The sequence below is a fragment of the Variovorax sp. 10L426 genome, assembly GCF_056395305.1.
Map to the genome: position 1 here is coordinate 382,608 of NZ_JBFTJF010000003.1, position 17,591 is coordinate 400,198.

The 17,591-nt window shown below is 66.4% G+C and carries 13 protein-coding genes; 5 read left to right on the plus strand and 8 right to left on the minus strand.

All coding sequences use genetic code 11. The annotated features are described in order from the left end of the window. Positions 1-201: 201 nt before the first annotated feature. The 5 genes from AC1DHL_RS06430 to AC1DHL_RS06450 are packed head-to-tail and all read left to right on the plus strand — an operon-like array spanning position 202 to position 8,129. Entirely contained in the window at positions 202-1,653 is a 1,452-nt protein-coding gene (locus tag AC1DHL_RS06430; protein WP_478161367.1) for an efflux transporter outer membrane subunit, read from the plus strand. After that, the gene (locus AC1DHL_RS06435) at positions 1,650-2,849 is read left to right on the plus strand and encodes an efflux RND transporter periplasmic adaptor subunit (RefSeq protein WP_478161369.1); all 1,200 of its coding nucleotides are present in this window, start codon (positions 1,650-1,652) and stop codon (positions 2,847-2,849) included. The genes AC1DHL_RS06430 and AC1DHL_RS06435 overlap by 4 nt, the downstream gene beginning before the upstream one ends. After that, positions 2,846-6,010, plus strand: coding sequence for an efflux RND transporter permease subunit (locus tag AC1DHL_RS06440; RefSeq protein ID WP_478161371.1), 3,165 nt, complete (start codon positions 2,846-2,848; stop codon positions 6,008-6,010). The genes AC1DHL_RS06435 and AC1DHL_RS06440 overlap by 4 nt, the downstream gene beginning before the upstream one ends. Continuing rightward, entirely contained in the window at positions 6,007-6,693 is a 687-nt protein-coding gene (locus AC1DHL_RS06445) for a heavy metal response regulator transcription factor (RefSeq protein WP_478161373.1), read from the plus strand. Before AC1DHL_RS06440 ends, AC1DHL_RS06445 begins: the two co-directional genes overlap by 4 nt. Beyond that, positions 6,690-8,129 (plus strand): heavy metal sensor histidine kinase, encoded by a 1,440-nt coding sequence (locus AC1DHL_RS06450; RefSeq protein WP_478161375.1) that lies wholly within the window; start codon positions 6,690-6,692, stop codon positions 8,127-8,129. Before AC1DHL_RS06445 ends, AC1DHL_RS06450 begins: the two co-directional genes overlap by 4 nt. On the opposite strand, the gene AC1DHL_RS06455 is transcribed toward AC1DHL_RS06450, so the two are convergent. The 8 genes from AC1DHL_RS06455 to AC1DHL_RS06490 form a co-directional block, all read right to left on the minus strand. Beyond that, complete coding sequence (locus AC1DHL_RS06455) at positions 8,126-9,424, minus strand: amidohydrolase family protein (protein ID WP_478161377.1); 1,299 nt, start codon at positions 9,422-9,424, stop codon at positions 8,126-8,128. The genes AC1DHL_RS06450 and AC1DHL_RS06455 overlap by 4 nt on opposite strands. Continuing rightward, on the minus strand, positions 9,424-10,347 hold the full coding sequence (locus tag AC1DHL_RS06460) for an ABC transporter permease (protein ID WP_478161378.1): 924 nt from the start codon (positions 10,345-10,347) through the stop codon (positions 9,424-9,426). Before AC1DHL_RS06460 ends, AC1DHL_RS06455 begins: the two co-directional genes overlap by 1 nt. Beyond that, positions 10,344-11,405, minus strand: coding sequence for an ABC transporter permease (locus AC1DHL_RS06465; protein ID WP_478161380.1), 1,062 nt, complete (start codon positions 11,403-11,405; stop codon positions 10,344-10,346). Before AC1DHL_RS06465 ends, AC1DHL_RS06460 begins: the two co-directional genes overlap by 4 nt. Beyond that, complete coding sequence (locus tag AC1DHL_RS06470; protein ID WP_478161382.1) at positions 11,402-12,928, minus strand: ABC transporter ATP-binding protein; 1,527 nt, start codon at positions 12,926-12,928, stop codon at positions 11,402-11,404. The genes AC1DHL_RS06465 and AC1DHL_RS06470 overlap by 4 nt, the downstream gene beginning before the upstream one ends. Before the next feature lie 19 nt (positions 12,929-12,947). Next, positions 12,948-13,949, minus strand: a complete 1,002-nt coding sequence (locus AC1DHL_RS06475) for a BMP family protein (RefSeq protein WP_478161384.1) — start codon at positions 13,947-13,949, stop codon at positions 12,948-12,950. Positions 13,950-14,093: 144 nt separating this feature from the next. Further along, positions 14,094-14,723 (minus strand): uracil phosphoribosyltransferase, encoded by a 630-nt coding sequence (gene upp, locus AC1DHL_RS06480; RefSeq protein WP_478101166.1) that lies wholly within the window; start codon positions 14,721-14,723, stop codon positions 14,094-14,096. 42 nt (positions 14,724-14,765) lie between these two features. After that, positions 14,766-16,166 (minus strand): URC4/urg3 family protein, encoded by a 1,401-nt coding sequence (locus tag AC1DHL_RS06485; RefSeq protein ID WP_478161386.1) that lies wholly within the window; start codon positions 16,164-16,166, stop codon positions 14,766-14,768. Positions 16,167-16,248: 82 nt separating this feature from the next. Beyond that, entirely contained in the window at positions 16,249-17,553 is a 1,305-nt protein-coding gene (locus tag AC1DHL_RS06490) for a GTP cyclohydrolase II (protein ID WP_478161388.1), read from the minus strand. Positions 17,554-17,591: the final 38 nt, after the last annotated feature.

A 17,591-nucleotide genomic window follows, 5' to 3' on the forward strand; every position in this document is an offset into this window, starting at 1 on the left:
CAACGGATCGGGTCGGGCCCGACCTCGATCCACGGCAACGCAAATTACCACGCTGGGGGTGGAACCGCCATATGGCGATCGTCCAGGGGTGCCCACTGTTCGTGATGTCCGAACAACGGGGAGAATCCGGCGTCGCTGCCTGACAGGAATGTCATCTGCCCGACAGGCTGGCGTCCCGGCCTGCTACCTAGAGTCGACGGCATGCGAATACTGTGTCTGGCCCTGGCCGCGTCACTGACGGCTTGTGCCGTCGGGCCCGACTACCAGCGGCCCTCCCCGCCTCAAGGCGTCGACGCGCCTGCCTTCAAGGAAAGTGGCGATTGGAAACCCGCGACGCCCGCCAGCGTCGATGCCTCGCAACCTTGGTGGACCGCTTTCGGCGACGTCCGGCTCAATGCGCTGGTGGAAGAGGCCAATGGCGCCAATCAGGATATCCGCGTCGCCGAGGCGCAATACCGCGAGGCGCAAGCGCTGGTCCAGAACGCTCGGTCCGCGCTGTTTCCGACGCTCGACGGCGCCGCTTCGGTAGATCGCTCGCGAAGCCAAACGGTCCTCGGCCCGTCGGTCGGCAATTCCCACGCCTGGGCGCTGCAGGCCGGCTGGGAGGCCGATCTCTGGGGTCGTGCGCGGCGCGGTGTCGAAGGTGCCAGCGACAGCGCCCAGGCCAGCGATGCGGATCTGGCGGCGGCCCGGCTCGCCATCCAGGCGGAGGTGGTCAACGACTACATCCTGCTGCGGGTGGCCGACACACAGCAGCAGTTGTTCACGCGTACGGTCGAGGCCTACCAGAAGTCGTTGCAGATCACGCAGAGCCAGTACCGCGCCGGCGTGGCGACGCGTGCTGACGTGGATCTTGCCAACACCACCTTGCAGTCGACGCAGGCGCAGGCGATCGACATCGAGATCGCGCGCCGGCAGGCCGAGCACGCGATCGCGGTGCTGCTAGGCAAGACGCCATCGCAGCTTTCCATTCCGCCCGATGCACTGGCGCTCACCCAACCGCCAGTGCCGACGGTCCTGCCGTCGGAACTGCTGGAACGCCGCCCCGACATTGCCGCCGCCGAACGGCGCGTCGCCTCCGCCAACGCAGGCATCGGCGTTGCGCAAGCTGCGCGCTATCCCACGCTGGCGCTCACCGCCGCAGGCGGATTCAGCGGGGCAGGTTTTGGCAGCTGGCTTTCGACGCCTGATCGTGTCTGGGCGCTCGGCGCCGCGCTGGCCGGTCCGATTTTCGACGGCGGTCTGCGCGAATCGCAGGTCGCCCAGGCGCGCGCCGTTTTCGATGCCTCCGCCGCCACGTACCGGCAGACCGTGCTGGGTGGCTTCCAGGAGGTCGAGGACAACCTGGCCTCGCTCAACCTCCTGGCCCAGGAGCGCGGCGTGCAGGAAGGCGCGGTCGCTTCGGCGCGCAACGCCGAACGGGTGACGCTGACCCAGTTCCGCGCCGGCACGACGCCGTACCTCGCAGTGATCACCGCGCAAGCGCTTGCGCTATCGAACGAACGCACGGCCCTGCAATTGCAAGGCCGCCAATTTGCCGCCAGCGTCGGGCTGATCAAGGCCGTTGGCGGCGGCTGGAACACCAGCCAACTGCAGGCCAGCACAGGCGCCAGCCCCGGCGCAACCGGCCCCGTGGCCTCGACAGACAAATGAACAAGATGGACACCTCTGCATCGACCCCCCGCCAGGGCAAACGCTGGTTGATTGCCGGCGCCATTGCGCTGATTGTCGTTTTGGTCTTCGCCACCGGCGCATGGCGCAAGGTGTGGTCGCCGGCCCCTGCGCCCACAGCCGGGCCGCCGTCGGTCCCCGCGACGACCGCCCGCGTGGTGCAGGAAACCATCCCGATCGCCCGCACCGGTGTGGGCACGGTCATGACGGTCGCATCGGTCACTGTGCGCCCGCGCATCGACGGTCAGCTCGACAGCGTGGATTTCAAGGAAGGGCAGGACGTCAAGGCCGGTCAGGTGCTGGTTCGCATCGATCCCCGCACCTTCCAGGCGCAACTCGAACAAAGCCTGGCGCAGAAAGCCAAGGACGAGGCGCAACTCGCCAACGCGAGGTCCGACCTCCAGCGCTATGGCGACCTCATCAAGGAAGACGCGACCACCCAACAGACGCTGGACACGCAGCGCGCGCTGGTCAATCAACTCCAGGCGGCGATCAAGAGCGACGACGCGCAGATCCATCTCGCGCAGGTACAGCTCGGCTTCACCACCATCACCGCGCCGATCAGCGGGCGCGTGGGTGCCCGGCTCGTCGACCCCGGCAACATCGTGCACGCGACGGATGCGAACGGCCTGCTGGTCATCAATCAGATCGACCCCATCGCGGTGCAGTTCACCCTGCCCGAGAGCAGCTTCCAGGCCGTGAACCGGGCGTTGAACGCCACGCACGAGCCGCTGCAGGTCGAGGCCATCGACCGCGATACGCGCGAAGTGCTCGCGACCGGCAAGCTGGTGCTGCTGAACAACCAGATCGACACCACCACCGGCACGATTTCGCTCAAGGGACAGTTCACGAATGCCGAGCACAAACTGTGGCCGGGCCAGTCGGTCGACGCGCGTGTCGTGCTCGGCGAGCGTTCCGATGCGCTCACGGTGCCGTCGGCGGTGGTGCAGCGCAGCCAGGACGGCTTTTTCGCCTACGTGGTCGGGCCGGACGACAAGGTGCGCGTGCAGCCCATCGAAGTGGCCGACACCGTCGACGGCAAGGCCGTGATCGTCAAGGGCCTGGCGGCCGGTGATCGCGTGGTGACGGACGGCCAGTACCGCTTGACCCCCGGCGCGCGCATCGTCGAGAAGCAGAGCAAGGCGCAATTTGCGACCGTGGATGGAGGTCAGTCTTGAGCATTTCCTCCGCCTTCATCAAGCGCCCGATCGGCACCTCGCTGCTCGCCGCGGCGTTGCTGCTGATCGGCCTTGTCGCGTGGCCGATGCTGCCGGTGGCGCCGCTGCCGCAGGTCGACTTTCCGACGATCCAGGTCACGGGCCGGTTCCCGGGGGCGAGTCCGGAAACAATGGCCGCGAACGTCGCGCAGCCGCTTGAGCGGCAGTTCTCGCTGATCCCGGGGCTGACCCAGATGACGTCGAGCAGCTCGCTCGGCCTCTCGCAGGTCACGCTGCAGTTCGATCTCGACCGCAATATCGATGCGGCAGCGCTCGACGTGCAGTCCGCGATCAACTCGGCCGGCGGCCAGTTGCCGCAGAACCTGCCGAGCCCGCCGAGCTTCCGCAAGATCAATCCGGCCGACTCGTCGGTACTGATCCTCGGCGTGCAGTCCAAGGTGCTGCCGTTGATCCAGGTCAACGACTACGCCGACAACGTGTTGGCCCAGCAGATCTCGCGCATCTCCGGCGTGGGGTTGGTCAACATTTTTGGCGTGCAGAAGCCGGCGGTTCGCGTCCAGATCGACCCGACCAAGCTCAAGGCTGTGGGCCTGAGCCTGGAGGACGTGCGTGGCGTGATTGCCAACACCACGGTAAGCCAGCCGACCGGCACGCTCGACGGCGACCGGCAGGCATTCAACGTCTACACCAACGACCAGTTGCTCAAGGCGGCGCCATGGAACGACATGGTGCTCGCGTGGCGCAACGGCGCGCCCATTCGCGTGCGCGATGTGGGGGTCGCCGTCGACGGCCCGGAAAACGCGAAGGTCGCGGCCTGGGGCTACGCGGGCAAGGCCGCGCACGACGGCAGCGACATCAGCGACGGCCGCGCGATCATGCTGGCCATCACCAAGCAACCCGGCGCCAATGTGATCGAGACGGTCGACCGCATCCAGGCCGCGCTGCCCAAGCTCAAGGCCGCCATTCCGCCGAGCGTGACCGTCAATACGCTCATCGACCGCACGCAGACCATTCGCGCGTCGGTCAAGGACGTGGAGTTCACGCTGCTGTTGTCGATCGCGCTGGTGGTGGCGGTGATCTTCGTGTTCCTGCGCAACCTCACCGTCACGGTGATTCCGAGCCTGACGGTGCCGCTCGCGCTGCTGGGCACGGCGGCGGTGATGTACGTCGTGGGCTACAGCCTCGACAACCTCTCGCTCATGGCGCTGACCATTGCGGTCGGCTTCGTGGTGGACGATGCCATCGTGATGCTGGAGAACATCTACCGACACATCGAGGAAGGCATGTCGCCCATGGAGGCGGCGCTGAAGGGGTCCAGCGAGATCGGCTTCACCATCATCTCGATCTCGGTGTCGCTGGTGGCGGTGTTCATTCCGCTGCTGCTCATGGGCGGCATCGTGGGGCGCCTGTTCCGGGAGTTCGCGGTGACTGTGACGCTCACCATTGCGGTGTCCGTCCTGATCTCGCTGACGCTCACGCCGATGCTGTGCGCGCGCTTCCTCAAGCCGCATACCGCCAACGAGAAGCACGGAAAGATGTACCTCTGGTTCGAGCGCGGTTTCGACGCCATGCTGAACGGTTACAAGCGCGGCCTGAAGGTGGTGCTGCGGCATCCGTTCATCACGCTGATGAGCTTCCTGATCACGGTGGCGGCGACCGTGGCCCTGTTCATCACCATCCCCAAGGGTTTCTTCCCGCAGCAGGACACGGGCTTCATCTTCGGCTCGGCCGACTCGGCGCAGGATTCGTCGTCGCAGGCGATGCACGACCGCATGCTCAAGCTCGCGGACATCATTCGCGACGACCCCGACGTGGCAAGCTTCGGCATGCAGGCCGGCGCGAGCACCTTCAATTCCGGCAATTTCTTCATCGGCCTGCGACCCAAGGACGAAGGCCGCACTGCCAGTGCCGACGAAATCATCGGGCGGCTGCGGCCGAAGCTGGCGCCGGTGCAGGGCATCACGCTGTTCATGCAGGCCGGGCAGGACATCAACGTCGGCGGGCGTCTCTCGCGAACGCAGTACCAATACACGCTGCAAGACTCGAACCTGGACGAGCTCAACACCTGGGCGCCCAAGCTGCTCACCCGGCTGCGTCAGTTGCCGGAACTCACGGACGTGACCTCGGACCAGCAGAATGCCGCGCCCACGGCGATGGTCACCATCGACCGCCAGCGCGCGTCGAGCTACGGCATCACCCCGGCGATGGTCGACGCCACGATCTACGATGCCATCGGGCAGCGGCAGGTGGCGCAGTACTTCACGCAACTCAACAGCTACAACGTGGTGCTCGAAGTCACGCCTGAACTTCAGCGCGATCCGACACTGTTCGATCACCTGTACCTGACTTCGCCGATCAACGGCCAGCAGATTCCGCTGTCGACCTTCGTCAAGCTGGACACCAGCAAGACCGGCTATCTCGCCATCAACCACCAGGGCCAGTTCCCGGCCGTGACGATCTCGTTCAACCTCAAGCCTGGCACGTCGCTCGGCCAGGCGGTGAACGCGATCAACGCGGCGCAGGCGCAGATGGGCGTGCCCGCCACGCTGAGCGGCACCTTCCAGGGCACGGCGCAGGCGTTCGGCGATTCGCTGCGGACGCAGCCGTACCTCATCCTGGCCGCGCTGATCTCGGTGTACATCGTGCTGGGGCTGCTCTACGAGAGCTACATCCACCCGCTGACGATTCTCTCGACGCTGCCGTCGGCCGGCGTGGGCGCTTTGCTGATCCTGATGGTCGGCGGTTACGATCTGAGCGTGATTGCGCTGATCGGGATCATTCTGTTGATCGGCATCGTGAAAAAGAACGGCATCATGATGGTGGACTTTGCCCTGCACGCCGAGCGTGACAAGGGCATGTCGCCGGGCGACGCCATCTACGAGGCCTGCATCCTTCGTTTCCGGCCCATCATGATGACCACCATGTGCGCGCTGCTGAGCGGCCTGCCGCTCATGCTGGGCCATGGCTCCGGCTCCGAACTGCGCCGCCCGCTGGGCTACGCCATGGTGGGTGGACTGATACTCTCCCAGATGCTCACGCTCTTCACTACGCCGGTCATCTACCTCTATCTCGACCGCGCCCACCACTGGTATGTGCGCCGCAAGGCCGCGCGCAGCCAGCAAGCCATCCCTGACACACCGGCAGGAGCCATCGCGGAATGAAAGTGCTGATCGTCGAAGACGAGCGCAAGACGGCGGACTACCTCTACCAGGGGTTGACCGAGCAAGGCTGTGCCGTGGACCTCGCCTTCGACGGTATCGACGGCCAGCATATGGCCTTGCACTACGACTTCGACGTCATCGTGCTCGATGTGATGCTGCCGGGACTGGACGGCTTTTCGGTGCTGAAGTCGCTGCGCAGCGTCAAGAACACGCCCGTCATCATGCTCACGGCGCGCGATGGCGTCGCCGACCGCGTGCGCGGCCTTCAGGACGGCGCGGACGACTACCTGGTCAAGCCTTTTTCCTTTCTCGAGCTTCTGGCGCGTCTTCAGGCGCTCACGCGGCGTGGACGCACCCATGAATCGACGCTGTTGCGCGTCGGCGACCTGCGCGTCGACCTGCTCAGCCGCAAGGCGTTCCGGCGGGACCAGCGCATCGATCTCACGGCCAAGGAATTCGCGCTGCTCGCGGTGCTGGCGCGTCGGCAGGGCGAGATCCTGTCCAAGACGGTGATTGCCGAACTGGTGTGGGACATGAATTTCGACAGCAACACCAACGTGGTCGAAGTGGCCATCAAGCGCCTGCGCGCCAAAATCGATGCACCCTTTGGTCACAGCTTGCTGCACACCATCCGGGGCATGGGTTATGTCCTGGAAGACCGCGGCGGCCGGGAGTCGGAATGAGAAATTCGATCGCCACGCGGCTGGCGCTGATGTTCGCCGCCGCGGCACTGGCGGGGTTCGCGCTGTTGGGCGGTGCGCTGCATCGCGTGCTCTCGAACGAGCTCGCGCGCCATCAGCAGGCGCAGGTCGACGCGCGGCTCGAAGACATGTCGTACATGCTGCAGCACGGCCGGGCGGTCAATCTCGGCGAGCGCATCCGCGAGAAGCTGGACACCCTGAGTGCTGACGATCCGCGCACGCGTTCGTGGATGTGGAGTGAAGACCCGGCGTTCCGCTACGGCGACGATCTGGATGAGGTCGTCAAGGCGGTGGATGCGGGGCAGGACACCGTTCAGCTTCGCACGGGCGAGTCACAGGAACTCCAGCGCATCCGCGTGCACGGGATGGTGCTCCCCGCGACGGCAGCCAGGCCGGCGGTGCGATTCATCGCGGGGGTCGACGCGGCGCCGTTCCGCGGCACGCTGCGCACGTTCGAGACGGCGCTCGCAATGCTGACGCTGGCCGGCACGGCGTTGTCCGCGGCGCTCGGCTACTGGATCGCCCGGATCGGGCTTGGCCCGGTGGAGAGGCTGTCGGCCGACGCCCAGCAGATCGGGCCCGACAACCGCGCCCAGCGCCTGCAATTGCCGGCCCTCCCGCGCGAGTTGGCAAAGCTCGGCGGTTCATTCAATGCCGCGCTGGATCGCCTCGATGCAGCCTACCGGCAACTGGCGACCTTCAGCGACGACGTCGCGCACGAGTTGCGCACGCCGCTCGCGAACCTGATCGGCCAGACGCAGGTGGCGCTGGCACGCGAGCGCAATGCCGCCGAGTTGCGCGAGGTGCTGCAATCGAACCTCGAAGAGCTGGAGCGCCTGCGGGCCATCGTCGCCGACATGCTCTTCCTGGCCCGCGCGGAGCAGGGCGTTCGCGCGCGCGGTCTCGTCGAATCGTCGATCGCGCAGGAGGTGGGCAAGACGGTCGAGTTTCTCGACATGTTGCTTGATGAGGCCGGCATGACGGTGCAGGTCGAGGGCGACGCCGTGGCGCCCATCGAGAAATCGTTGGTCCGGCGCGCGCTCACCAATCTGCTGCAGAACGCAATCCAGCATTCGCGTCCTGGCACCCAAGTGGTCGTGCAGATCGGGCAGCACGATCACTCGGCGCAGGTGAGTTTTTCAAACCCCAGCCCGCCGATCGGGGCAGACCAGCTGCCGCGGCTGTTCGACCGGTTCTACCGCGTCGACACCTCGCGCCGCAACAGCGGCGAGAACCACGGGCTCGGCTTGTCGATCGTCAAGGCGGTCGCGGTGATGCACAACGGAACCGTGTTTGCGCGATCGGACGACGGCATCACGACGGTCGGCTTCAGCGTCGGAATGGGCTCGCCCCCAGCCTCGCCCACTTCGTGTGGCTCGGGCACCCCCTTCCGGGGGCAACCCCAGCGGCCCGGCTAAGCCGGTTCCGCGGGGTTTCTCGACTGGGGCATCCAGGACGTTTTGAATTCTCGTCCGGGTAGGTGCAGTGTCGCCGTGGCGGCCGGCGTTTCCGCCACCAGTTGTCCCTTGCAATAGACCTTGAGCCGCGTCGCGCGAAGGCGGATCGCCTCGACAGGATCGCGCGCCTGCAGCAGCACGAAGCTCGCATCGCATCCCGCCTCGAGCCCATAGCCTTCGAGATGAAACACCTTGGCGGCATTGACGGTGACTGCATCAAAGCACTGCCGGATGCCGCGCTGGCTGGTCATCTGCGCCACGTGCAGGCCCATGTGAGCGACCTCCAGCATGTCGCCCGACCCCATGCCGTACCACGGATCCATCACGCAGTCGTGGCCGAATGCGACGTTGACGCCCGCGGCCATCAGCTCGGGCACGCGCGTCATGCCGCGGCGCTTGGGGTAGGTGTCGTGCCGGCCCTGCAAGGTGATGTTGATGAGCGGATTCGCGATCACGCTGACGCCGCCTTCGGCAATGAGCGGCAGCAGTTTGCTCACGTAGTAGTTGTCCATCGAGTGCATCGAGGTGCAGTGCGAGCCCGTCACCCGGCCTTGCAGACCGAGGCGCTGTGCCTCGAAGGCCAGGGTCTCGATATGGCGCGACAGCGGGTCGTCGGACTCGTCGCAATGCATGTCGACCAGCTTGCCGCGCTCGGCAGCGATTTCGCACAGCAGCTTCACGCTGGCAGCGCCGTCGGCCATGGTGCGCTCGAAATGAGGAATGCCGCCGACAACGTCGACGCCCTTGTCGAGTGCACGCTTCAGGTTGTCGACGCCCCCGGGCGTGCGCAGCACGCCGTCCTGCGGAAAGGCGACGAGTTGCAGGTCGAGGTAGGGTGCCACTTTCCGCTTGACTTCGAGCAGTGCGTCGACCGCGAGCAGGCTCGGGTCGCTGGTGTCCACGTGGCTGCGGATGGCGAGCAGGCCCTTGGCGACGGCCCAGTCGCAGTAGGCCAGTGCACGCTCGATCAGCGCATCCGCGGTCAGCAGCGGCTTGAGTTCGCCCCACAGTGCGATGCCTTCGAGCAGCGTGCCGCTTTCGTTGACGCGCGGCAGGCCGTAGCTGAGCGTCGCGTCCATGTGAAAGTGCGGGTCGACGAAGTGCGGCGCCATGAGCAGGCCGCCGGCGTCGACCTTCTGCGCGGCGGGCGCGTCAAGCCCGGCGGTCACTTCGGCGATGCGGCCATCCTGCACGGCGATCGACATGTTGGTGCGGCCGTCGGGGAGGGCAGCGTTCCGGATGAGGAGATCGAGCATCAGCGCTCTCCTTTTCTGTAGGGTTTCATCAAAGCTTGCGGATAGCTTGCCTCGCGAGCCACAAGCACCAGCGCGAGGATCGACAGCAGATAGGGAAGCATCAAGTAAAGCTGATAGGGCAGGAAGGCATCACCCGACTGCTGCAGCCGCAATTGAAGCGCATCGAAAAATGCAAAGAGCAGCGCACCGAGCAGCGCCTTGCCCGGCCGCCACGACGCGAACACCACCAGCGCGACGCAGATCCAGCCACGGCCGTTGATGATGTTGAAGAAGAACGCGTTGAACGCCGACAACGTGAGGAACGAGCCAGCCACGCCCATCAGCGCCGATCCCGCGACGATCGCGCCTGTGCGCGTGGCCGCGACCGACACGCCCTGGCCTTCAGCCGCCTGCGGGTTCTCGCCGACCATGCGAACGGCCAGGCCCATGGGCGTGCGATAGAGCATGTACGCGATGACGGGCACCAGCAGCAGCGCGAACAGCGTGAGCGGCGTCTGCGCCGAAAGCACCGGGATATGCAGCCACTCCATGGGCGCGAACGGCGTGACCGTTGGCGGCGTGTTGACCTTGGGAAAGCTCACCCGATAGCCGTAGTAGCTCAATGCCGTCGCCAGCAATGTGATGCCCAGGCCGGAGACGTGCTGCGACAACGCCAGCCCCACGGTGAGAAACGCATGCAACAGCCCAAAAACTGCGCCCGTGAGCGCCGCCACGCCGACGCCCACCCACAGCGGCGCACCGGCATACACCGCCAGCCAACCCGCGAAGGCGCCCGCGACCATGATGCCCTCGATGCCGAGGTTCAGCACGCCCGCCCGCTCGCACAGGAGCACGCCCAGCGTGCCGAAAATCAGCGGCGTGGCAATGCGCAGCACCGCCACCCAGAAGGCGGCGTTCGAAAGGATGTCGAGCACGTCGCTCATTTCCAGCGCATCCGGTATTGAGTGAGCAAGGTCGCCACCAGCACGGCGATCAGCGAGGCCGCGACGATCACGTCCGCGATGTAGGTGGGCACGCCGATCGCGCGGCTCATCGTGTCCGCACCGACCAGCACGCCTGCCACGAACACCGCCGCGGCCAGCACGCCCAGTGGATGGAGCCCCGCCAGCATCGCAATCACAATGCCGCTGTAGCCATAGCCCGGTGACATGTCCAGCGTGACATAGCTCGTGCGGCCGGCCACCTCGATCGCACCCGCCAGCCCGGCCAGCGCACCGGACAGCAGCGCGACCAGCACCACCGTGCGGGTGACCGGCACGCCCGCGAACTCCGCAGCCCGCGCGTTCGCACCGACGGCGCGAATATCGAAGCCGATCACCGTGTACTTGAAGAGCACCCAGACGAGCACGGCCAACGCGCCGGCCCACAGCAGGCCGGTATGGACGCGGGTCTGCGCGATCAGCTTGTCGAGCTCCAGATCCGGTTGCAGCGAAACGCTCTGCGGCCATCCCATCGCGCTGGGGTCCTTCATCGGCCCGTCCAGCATGGCAGATACGCCGAGCAGCACGATGAAGTTGATCAGCAGCGTCGTCACGACTTCATCGACGCCCAGCTTGTTCTTCATGAGCGCGGGGCCGAGCAGCAGCAGGGCGCCCGCCGTCGCGGCGGCCAGCATCATCAGCGGAAACAGCAGCCAGGTGGGCAGATCGAATCCGGTGCCGCCATGCAGGCCGCCCACGGCGACGGCGGCCAGTGCGCCCGCGTAGAGCTGGCCTTCAGCGCCGATGTTGAACAGCCGCGCCTTGAACGCCACAGTCGCCGCCAGCCCGGTCAGGATCAGCGGAATGGCGCGGGTCAGCGTCTCGCTCCACGCGAAGACCGAGCCGAAGCCGCCTTGCAGCAGCAACGCATACGTGCGGCCGACGGGCGCGCCGGCCCAGAGTACGAGCAGCGCGCTCACCAGCAGCGTGAACGCGACGGCGCCAAATGGTGCGAGTACCAGCGCCGTGCGCGAAGTTCTGGTGCGTCGCTCGAGCCTCATGCCGGCGTCCCCGCCATCGCCAGCCCGATCGCCTCGCGCGTCCAGGACGAAGCCGCACGGGGCTCGCCGAGTTGTCCGCCATGCATGACGGCAACGCGGTCGCCGAGCGTCAGCACCTCGTCGAGATCGTCCGAAATCAGGAGCACCGCAGCGCCGGCATCGCGCGCCGCGATCAACTGCTGCTGCACATACGCGACGGCGCCGATGTCCAGCCCCCATGTCGGCTGATGCGCCACGATGAGTCGCGCGACCCGGCTCTGCGCACTGGCCGACGCGGGCGCCAGCAATGCGCGACCCAGGATCAGTTTCTGCATGTTGCCGCCCGAAAGCGACCGCGCGGGCGAATCGAGTCCGCCGCCGCGTACGTCGTAGGCCTTCTCGACACTGCGCGCATGGTCCTTCGCGGCTGCGCGCCGGACCCAGAGCCAGCGCGAAAAAGCGCGACCACGCAGGCGCTCCGACACGGCGTTTTCCCACACCGGGAGATCGCCGACCACGCCGATGCCATGCCGGTCTTCTGGAATGCGCGCGACACCGCGATGCACCAGCCGGGCAGGCGAAGCGGGCAGCACGCGTCCCATCAGCTTGACCGTGCCGGCCGTCGCGCGCCGGGTGCCGCTCAGAAGCTCGGCGAGCGCCACCTGCCCGTTGCCCGAAACACCCGCGATGGCGGTGATCTCGCCGGCCCGCAGCGTGAGCGTCACATCGTGCAGGCGGTCATGCCCGTCGCCGCCAGTGCCAACATGGTCGAGCACACAGACCGCATCGCCGACGCGTTGCGCAGGGCGCCGCACCGTGCCCTCGATCGCATGCCCGACCATCCAAAGCGCAAGCTGCGCCTGCGTGGTCTCGCTGGTGCGCGCTTCGGCCACCAGCTTGCCGCCGCGCAGCACCGCGACACGATGCGACACCCGCAGAACTTCGGCGAGCTTGTGGCTGATGAAGATGATCGACAGCCCCTGCGCCACCATCTGCGCCAGGGTATTGAAAAGCGCCTCGCTCTCCTGCGGCGTGAGCACGGCAGTCGGTTCGTCGAGGATCAGGATGCGTGCATCGCGGTAGAGCGCCTTCACGATCTCGACCCGCTGCCGTTCGCCGACCGACAGGCTGCCCACCATCGCGTCCGGCTGCACCGCAAGGCCGAAGCGCTGCGCCACATCCAGCAGCCGTGCGCGTGCGGCACTGCGCGCGGAGAAGGGCTGCCACAGCGGCTCGGTGCCCATCAACACGTTGTCGAGCACGCTGAGGTTGTCGGCCAGTGTGAAATGCTGATGCACCATGCCGATGCCGGCAGCCAACGCAGCCTTCGGGTTGCCTGCTGCGAGCGGTCGGCCGAACACCTCGATGCTGCCTTCGTCGGCCACGTAGTGGCCGAAAAGGATCGACATCAGCGTTGACTTGCCCGCGCCGTTCTCGCCCAGCAACGCCAGCACCTCTCCAGCCTGGAGGTCGAGCGAGATGTCGTCGTTGGCCACCAGCGCACCAAAGCGCTTGGTGATGCCGCGCAGGGACAGGACTGTCACCGGCGGCTTCCGGCGGGTCTCACTTCGCGGTCGACTTGGGCTGACTGTCGTCCACCTTGACCGTGACCTTGCCGGCCAGGATGTCGGACTGCTTCGCCTTGACCTTCGCGACGATATCGGCCGGCACCTTGGTATCGAAGGTGCCGAGCGGCGCCAGTTCCGAGCCCTTGTACTTCATCATCGAATACTGGCCATAGTCCTCGGCGGTGAACTTGCCTTCCTTCACCAGCTTGATCGCGCGATCGGCCGAAGGCTCGAAATTCCACAGCGCCGAAGCGACCACCGTGTCGGGGTACTTGTCCTGTGTGTTGATCACGTTGCCGATTGCGAGCTTGCCTTTTTCCTTGGCCGCATCGCTGACGCCGAAGCGCTCGGCATACAGCACGTCCGCGCCCTTGTCGATCATGGCGAAGGCGGCCTCCTTGGCCTTGGGCGGGTCGAACCAGCTGTTGATGAAGCTCACGCTGAACTCCACCTTCGGATTCACTTCCTTGGCCCCGGCCATGAAGGCGTTCATCAGCCGATTGACCTCGGGAATCGGAAAGCCCCCGACCATGCCGATCTTGTTCGTCTTGGTCATGCCCCCCGCGACCATGCCGGAGAGGTACGCCGGCTCCTGGATGTAGTTGTCGAACACCGAGAAATTCGGCGCCTGCGGCTTGAGCGACGACCCCATCAGGAAGGCCGTCTTCGGAAAGTCCTTCGCCACCTTGCGCGCCGCCGCCTCCACCCCGAACACCTCGCCCAGGATCAGCTGATTTCCCGCCGTCGCGTACTCCCGCATCACCCGTTCGTAGTCGGCATTGGCAACGTTCTCCGTCGCCGTATATTCGATCTCGCCCCGGGCCTCGGCGGCCTTCAGCGCCTTGTGGATCCGCCCCACCCATTGCTGCTCGAAAGGCACGGTGTAAACCGCCGCCACCTTCAGCTTGCCCTGTGCAAGCGCAAGTCCAGGCGCCCCCGCCGCCAAGGCAGCGGCAAGCGCGACCGAACGAACAACCAACTGACGACGTGATTTCAAAGCCTTCTCCTCAGTTAAATATTCTCAACCCAACAACAACCCAATTCGCGAAACACCGCGGAACCGGCTCAGCCGGGCCGCTGGTGTTGCCCCCGTCAGGGGGTGGGCGGCCGACACGAAGTGCGGCCAACCTGGGGGCGAGCGTCACTTCGTTCCGAAGATGCGATCGCCCGCGTCGCCAAGGCCCGGCAGGATGTAGCCATGGCTGTTGAGCTCGCGATCGATCGCCGCGGTGTAGATCGGCACATCCGGGTGCGCGTCCTGCATCGTCTTGACGCCTTCGGGGCAGGTCAGCAGGCAGACGAACTTGATGGACTTGGGGTTGAGCTCCTTCAGCCGTTCCACCGCCGCAACGGCCGAATTGCCGGTCGCCAGCATCGGGTCGACCACGATCGCGTCGCGCTCTTCCATCTCGCCCGGCATCTTGAAGTAGTACTCGACCGCGGTCAGCGTCTTGGGGTCGCGATACAGGCCGATGTGGCCCACGCGCGCGCCCGGAATGACGCTCAGCATGCCGTCCAGGATGCCGGTGCCCGCGCGCAGGATCGACACCAGCACGACCTTCTTGCCGTCGATGACCTTGGCATTCATGGTTTCCAGCGGCGTCTCGACCTCGATGTCCTGCATCGGCATGTCGCGCGTGACTTCGTAGGCCATCAGCATGCTGATCTCGTTGAGAAGCCGCCGGAAGCTGTTGGTGCTGGCCTCCTTGCGGCGCATCAGCGTGAGCTTGTGCTGGACGAGGGGATGGTCGACGAGGTGGACGTTGCTCATTGGCGTTGTTGGTAGAAGAGAAGAACCGAGAAGAACCGAAGTCTAGAAGACGGTGCCGTCGCTTTCGATACGAAGGGGCGGTGCACCGTGACGCAGGCGTTGTGCCAATACGCGGCCCGCGGCCCAGGTGCCGCCTTCGAGGACGCGGGCGAGCGGCATGTCTTCCTCGCTGCGGCCAAGCACCTTGCACACGCGCGGCGCAAGTTCGTCGAGCAGGGCGACGGTCAGGGCACGCCATTCGACGATGAACTCGTCGCCGACCTTCCATTCGTGCTGGAGAAAGGCCGGATCGCGGGGCACGATCATTCCGCTGTCGATCAACAGGCCGCCGTTGCGGTATTCGGGCAGCGCGGTCAGCGCTTCGATATGGCGCACCTTGACGCCCGCCCACTCGAAAGGTTCGAGCAGGGAGTAGGTCAGCCATTGCGAGAGCTTGTGGAATGGCATCCAGCCATTGGTCAGACCCGGCCCTTGCACCGCGCTGTGGCGCCAGCAGTCGCCCAGCGCGAACCTGGGATCGCCGGTGCCGATGACGTCGCTGGCGTCGGCCGCGATGCTGTCGATCGCGTTCGATGACGGCCAGATGCTCGACAGCGAGTCCAGCAGCAGCGACAGGATCTCGTGCGCGGTGATCTCGGCCGTGGGCGGCGCGGCCGGGCCGTAGGGGCCGACCAGCGCGTCGAACAATCCGCCGGGCCGGCCATCGTCGCCGAACACCTCGGGCTGCTCGCTCATCGCCTCACCGAGACGGCGCAGGAGCGTGGCGCGCCCTGCGAGGCCGACCAGCGGATTGACCGCATTGACTTGGAAGGCGTCACCCAGCCGGTCGGTGACCAGCGCGCGCAATCCGGCGGCGTCGGCCTGCAGGGGCTGGTTGGGGTCGGACGAGAAAAGGCCGCTCGTGAACGCATGAAAGCTGGCGATGCCCAGGCCTTCGGAGCGCGAGAAGCGCTGGCCGGTGGCGGGCTCGATGTAATGCCAGTCGGGTCCGGCCCCGGCGTCGAGCAGCACGCTCACCAGGACGAGATCGATGTGCGCACGCGCGCGCTGACTGGCATTGGCATTGCCGAGCAGTTCGTCCAGCGTCTTGATGCGGTCGACGCCGCCGGCCTCGAAGTGCCGCCAGCGGCTGTGGTACGGAATGGGACTCCACGGATAGCGGTCGCGCGTGACTTCCGCGACCGTGCGCGCGGTGTCCTCGAGCACGTTGTCGTTGCCGATCAGGAACCAGGGCGAGTCGCCGGCCCGCGCCCTGGCGAGCAGCGCCGCCGCACGGCTGCGCACCTCCCGCGTCGTCCGCAGGTGAGCGGCCGCGCCGGCGGGGTGGGTCGTGTCGTCCACGAATTCGGCGGCCGGGTCGACATGCCCCTCGGCGTCTGCGCTCCGCACGGCCGGATTCGCCGTCGGCCGTTCAGGGTCCAGTCCGTAGTTGTCTCTGCTCATTGGTCCTCCCCCAGGCTTGCCACTGCGTGTGCTGCGCCAGCCCCCTCAAGGGGGCCCGCGCCTTCGGGCGGCCGGGCGGCGCTCATTGGTCCAACCCGCGGCCCTTGGCCTTCTTGAGTTCCTCGGCGTCGGGCACCGCGCCGGGTGTGAAGTAGCCGGCTGCCATCTTGGCGTCCATCTCCACGCGTGCGTCGGCCGGGATCAGTTCGTCGGGGATGTTCACGCGCGTGCCGATCTCGATGCCCGAGCCGGTGATGGCGTCGAACTTCATGTTGCTCATCGACACGAGGCGATGGATCTTGCGGATGCCGAGCCAGTGGAAGACGTCCGGCATCAGTTCCTGGAAGCGCATGTCCTGCACGCCGGCCACGCATTCGGTGCGCGCGAAATACTGGTCGGCGGTATCGCCACCGACCTGGCGCTTGCGGGCGTTGTAGACCAGGAACTTGGTCACCTCGCCGAGCGCCCGGCCTTCCTTGCGCGAGTAGGCGATCAGCCCGACGCCGCCCCGTTGCGCGCCCTGGATGCATTCCTCGATCGCATGCGTGAGGTAGGGCCGGCAGGTGCAGATGTCGGAGCCGAAGACGTCCGAGCCGTTGCACTCGTCGTGAATGCGCGCGGTCAATTCGACCTCCGGATTCGCGAGGTCGCGTGCGTTGCCGAAGATGTAGAGCGTCTGCCCGCCGATGGGCGGCAGGAAGACTTCGAGGTCGGAGCGCGTGACGAGTTCGGGGTACATGCCGCCCGTCTCCTCGAAGAGCACGCGGCGCAGATCGGTTTCGGAGCAGCCGAAGCGCTTCGCGACGCCGGGCAGGTACCACACCGGTTCGATCGCGGCCTTGGTGACCATTGCCGCGCCGCCCGCCGTGAGGAACTTGCCGTCGGCCTTGAGGCGGCCTTTCTGCAGGGCCTCGATCACCTCCGGCAGGATCACGTGCGCCTTGGTGATCGCGATCGTCGGGCGGATGTCGTAGCCCGCCGCGAGTTCGGTGGCGAAGGCGTCGGCGATCACCGCGCCCCAGGGGTCGAGCGACACGATCCGTCCGGGTTCGCTCCACTGCGGATAGGGGCCGATCACGTCGGTCGGCGCGGTGTTCGTCAGATCGGCCTTGTGGTGCGGCGACAGCGCGCCTGCGGCCACGGCGAGCGCGCGATAGACGCTGTAGGAGCCGCTGTGGGTGCCGATGACATTGCGATGCGCGCGCTTGGTGGTGGTGCCGACGACGGGGCCACGCTCGACGGCGGTGGCTGCACCCCAGTGGATCGGCAGCGCGCCAAACAAGCCGGCGTGGGAGGTCAGCCGGATGTGCTTGCGCGCAGAGGAGGGCTCGGAAGAAGCGGGGGAGACAGGCAGGGAAGACGGAGTCGGAACGGTGTCGACAGACATTGCAGGCCCTCAAAAAACACAATGTATCGAGGGCTTTC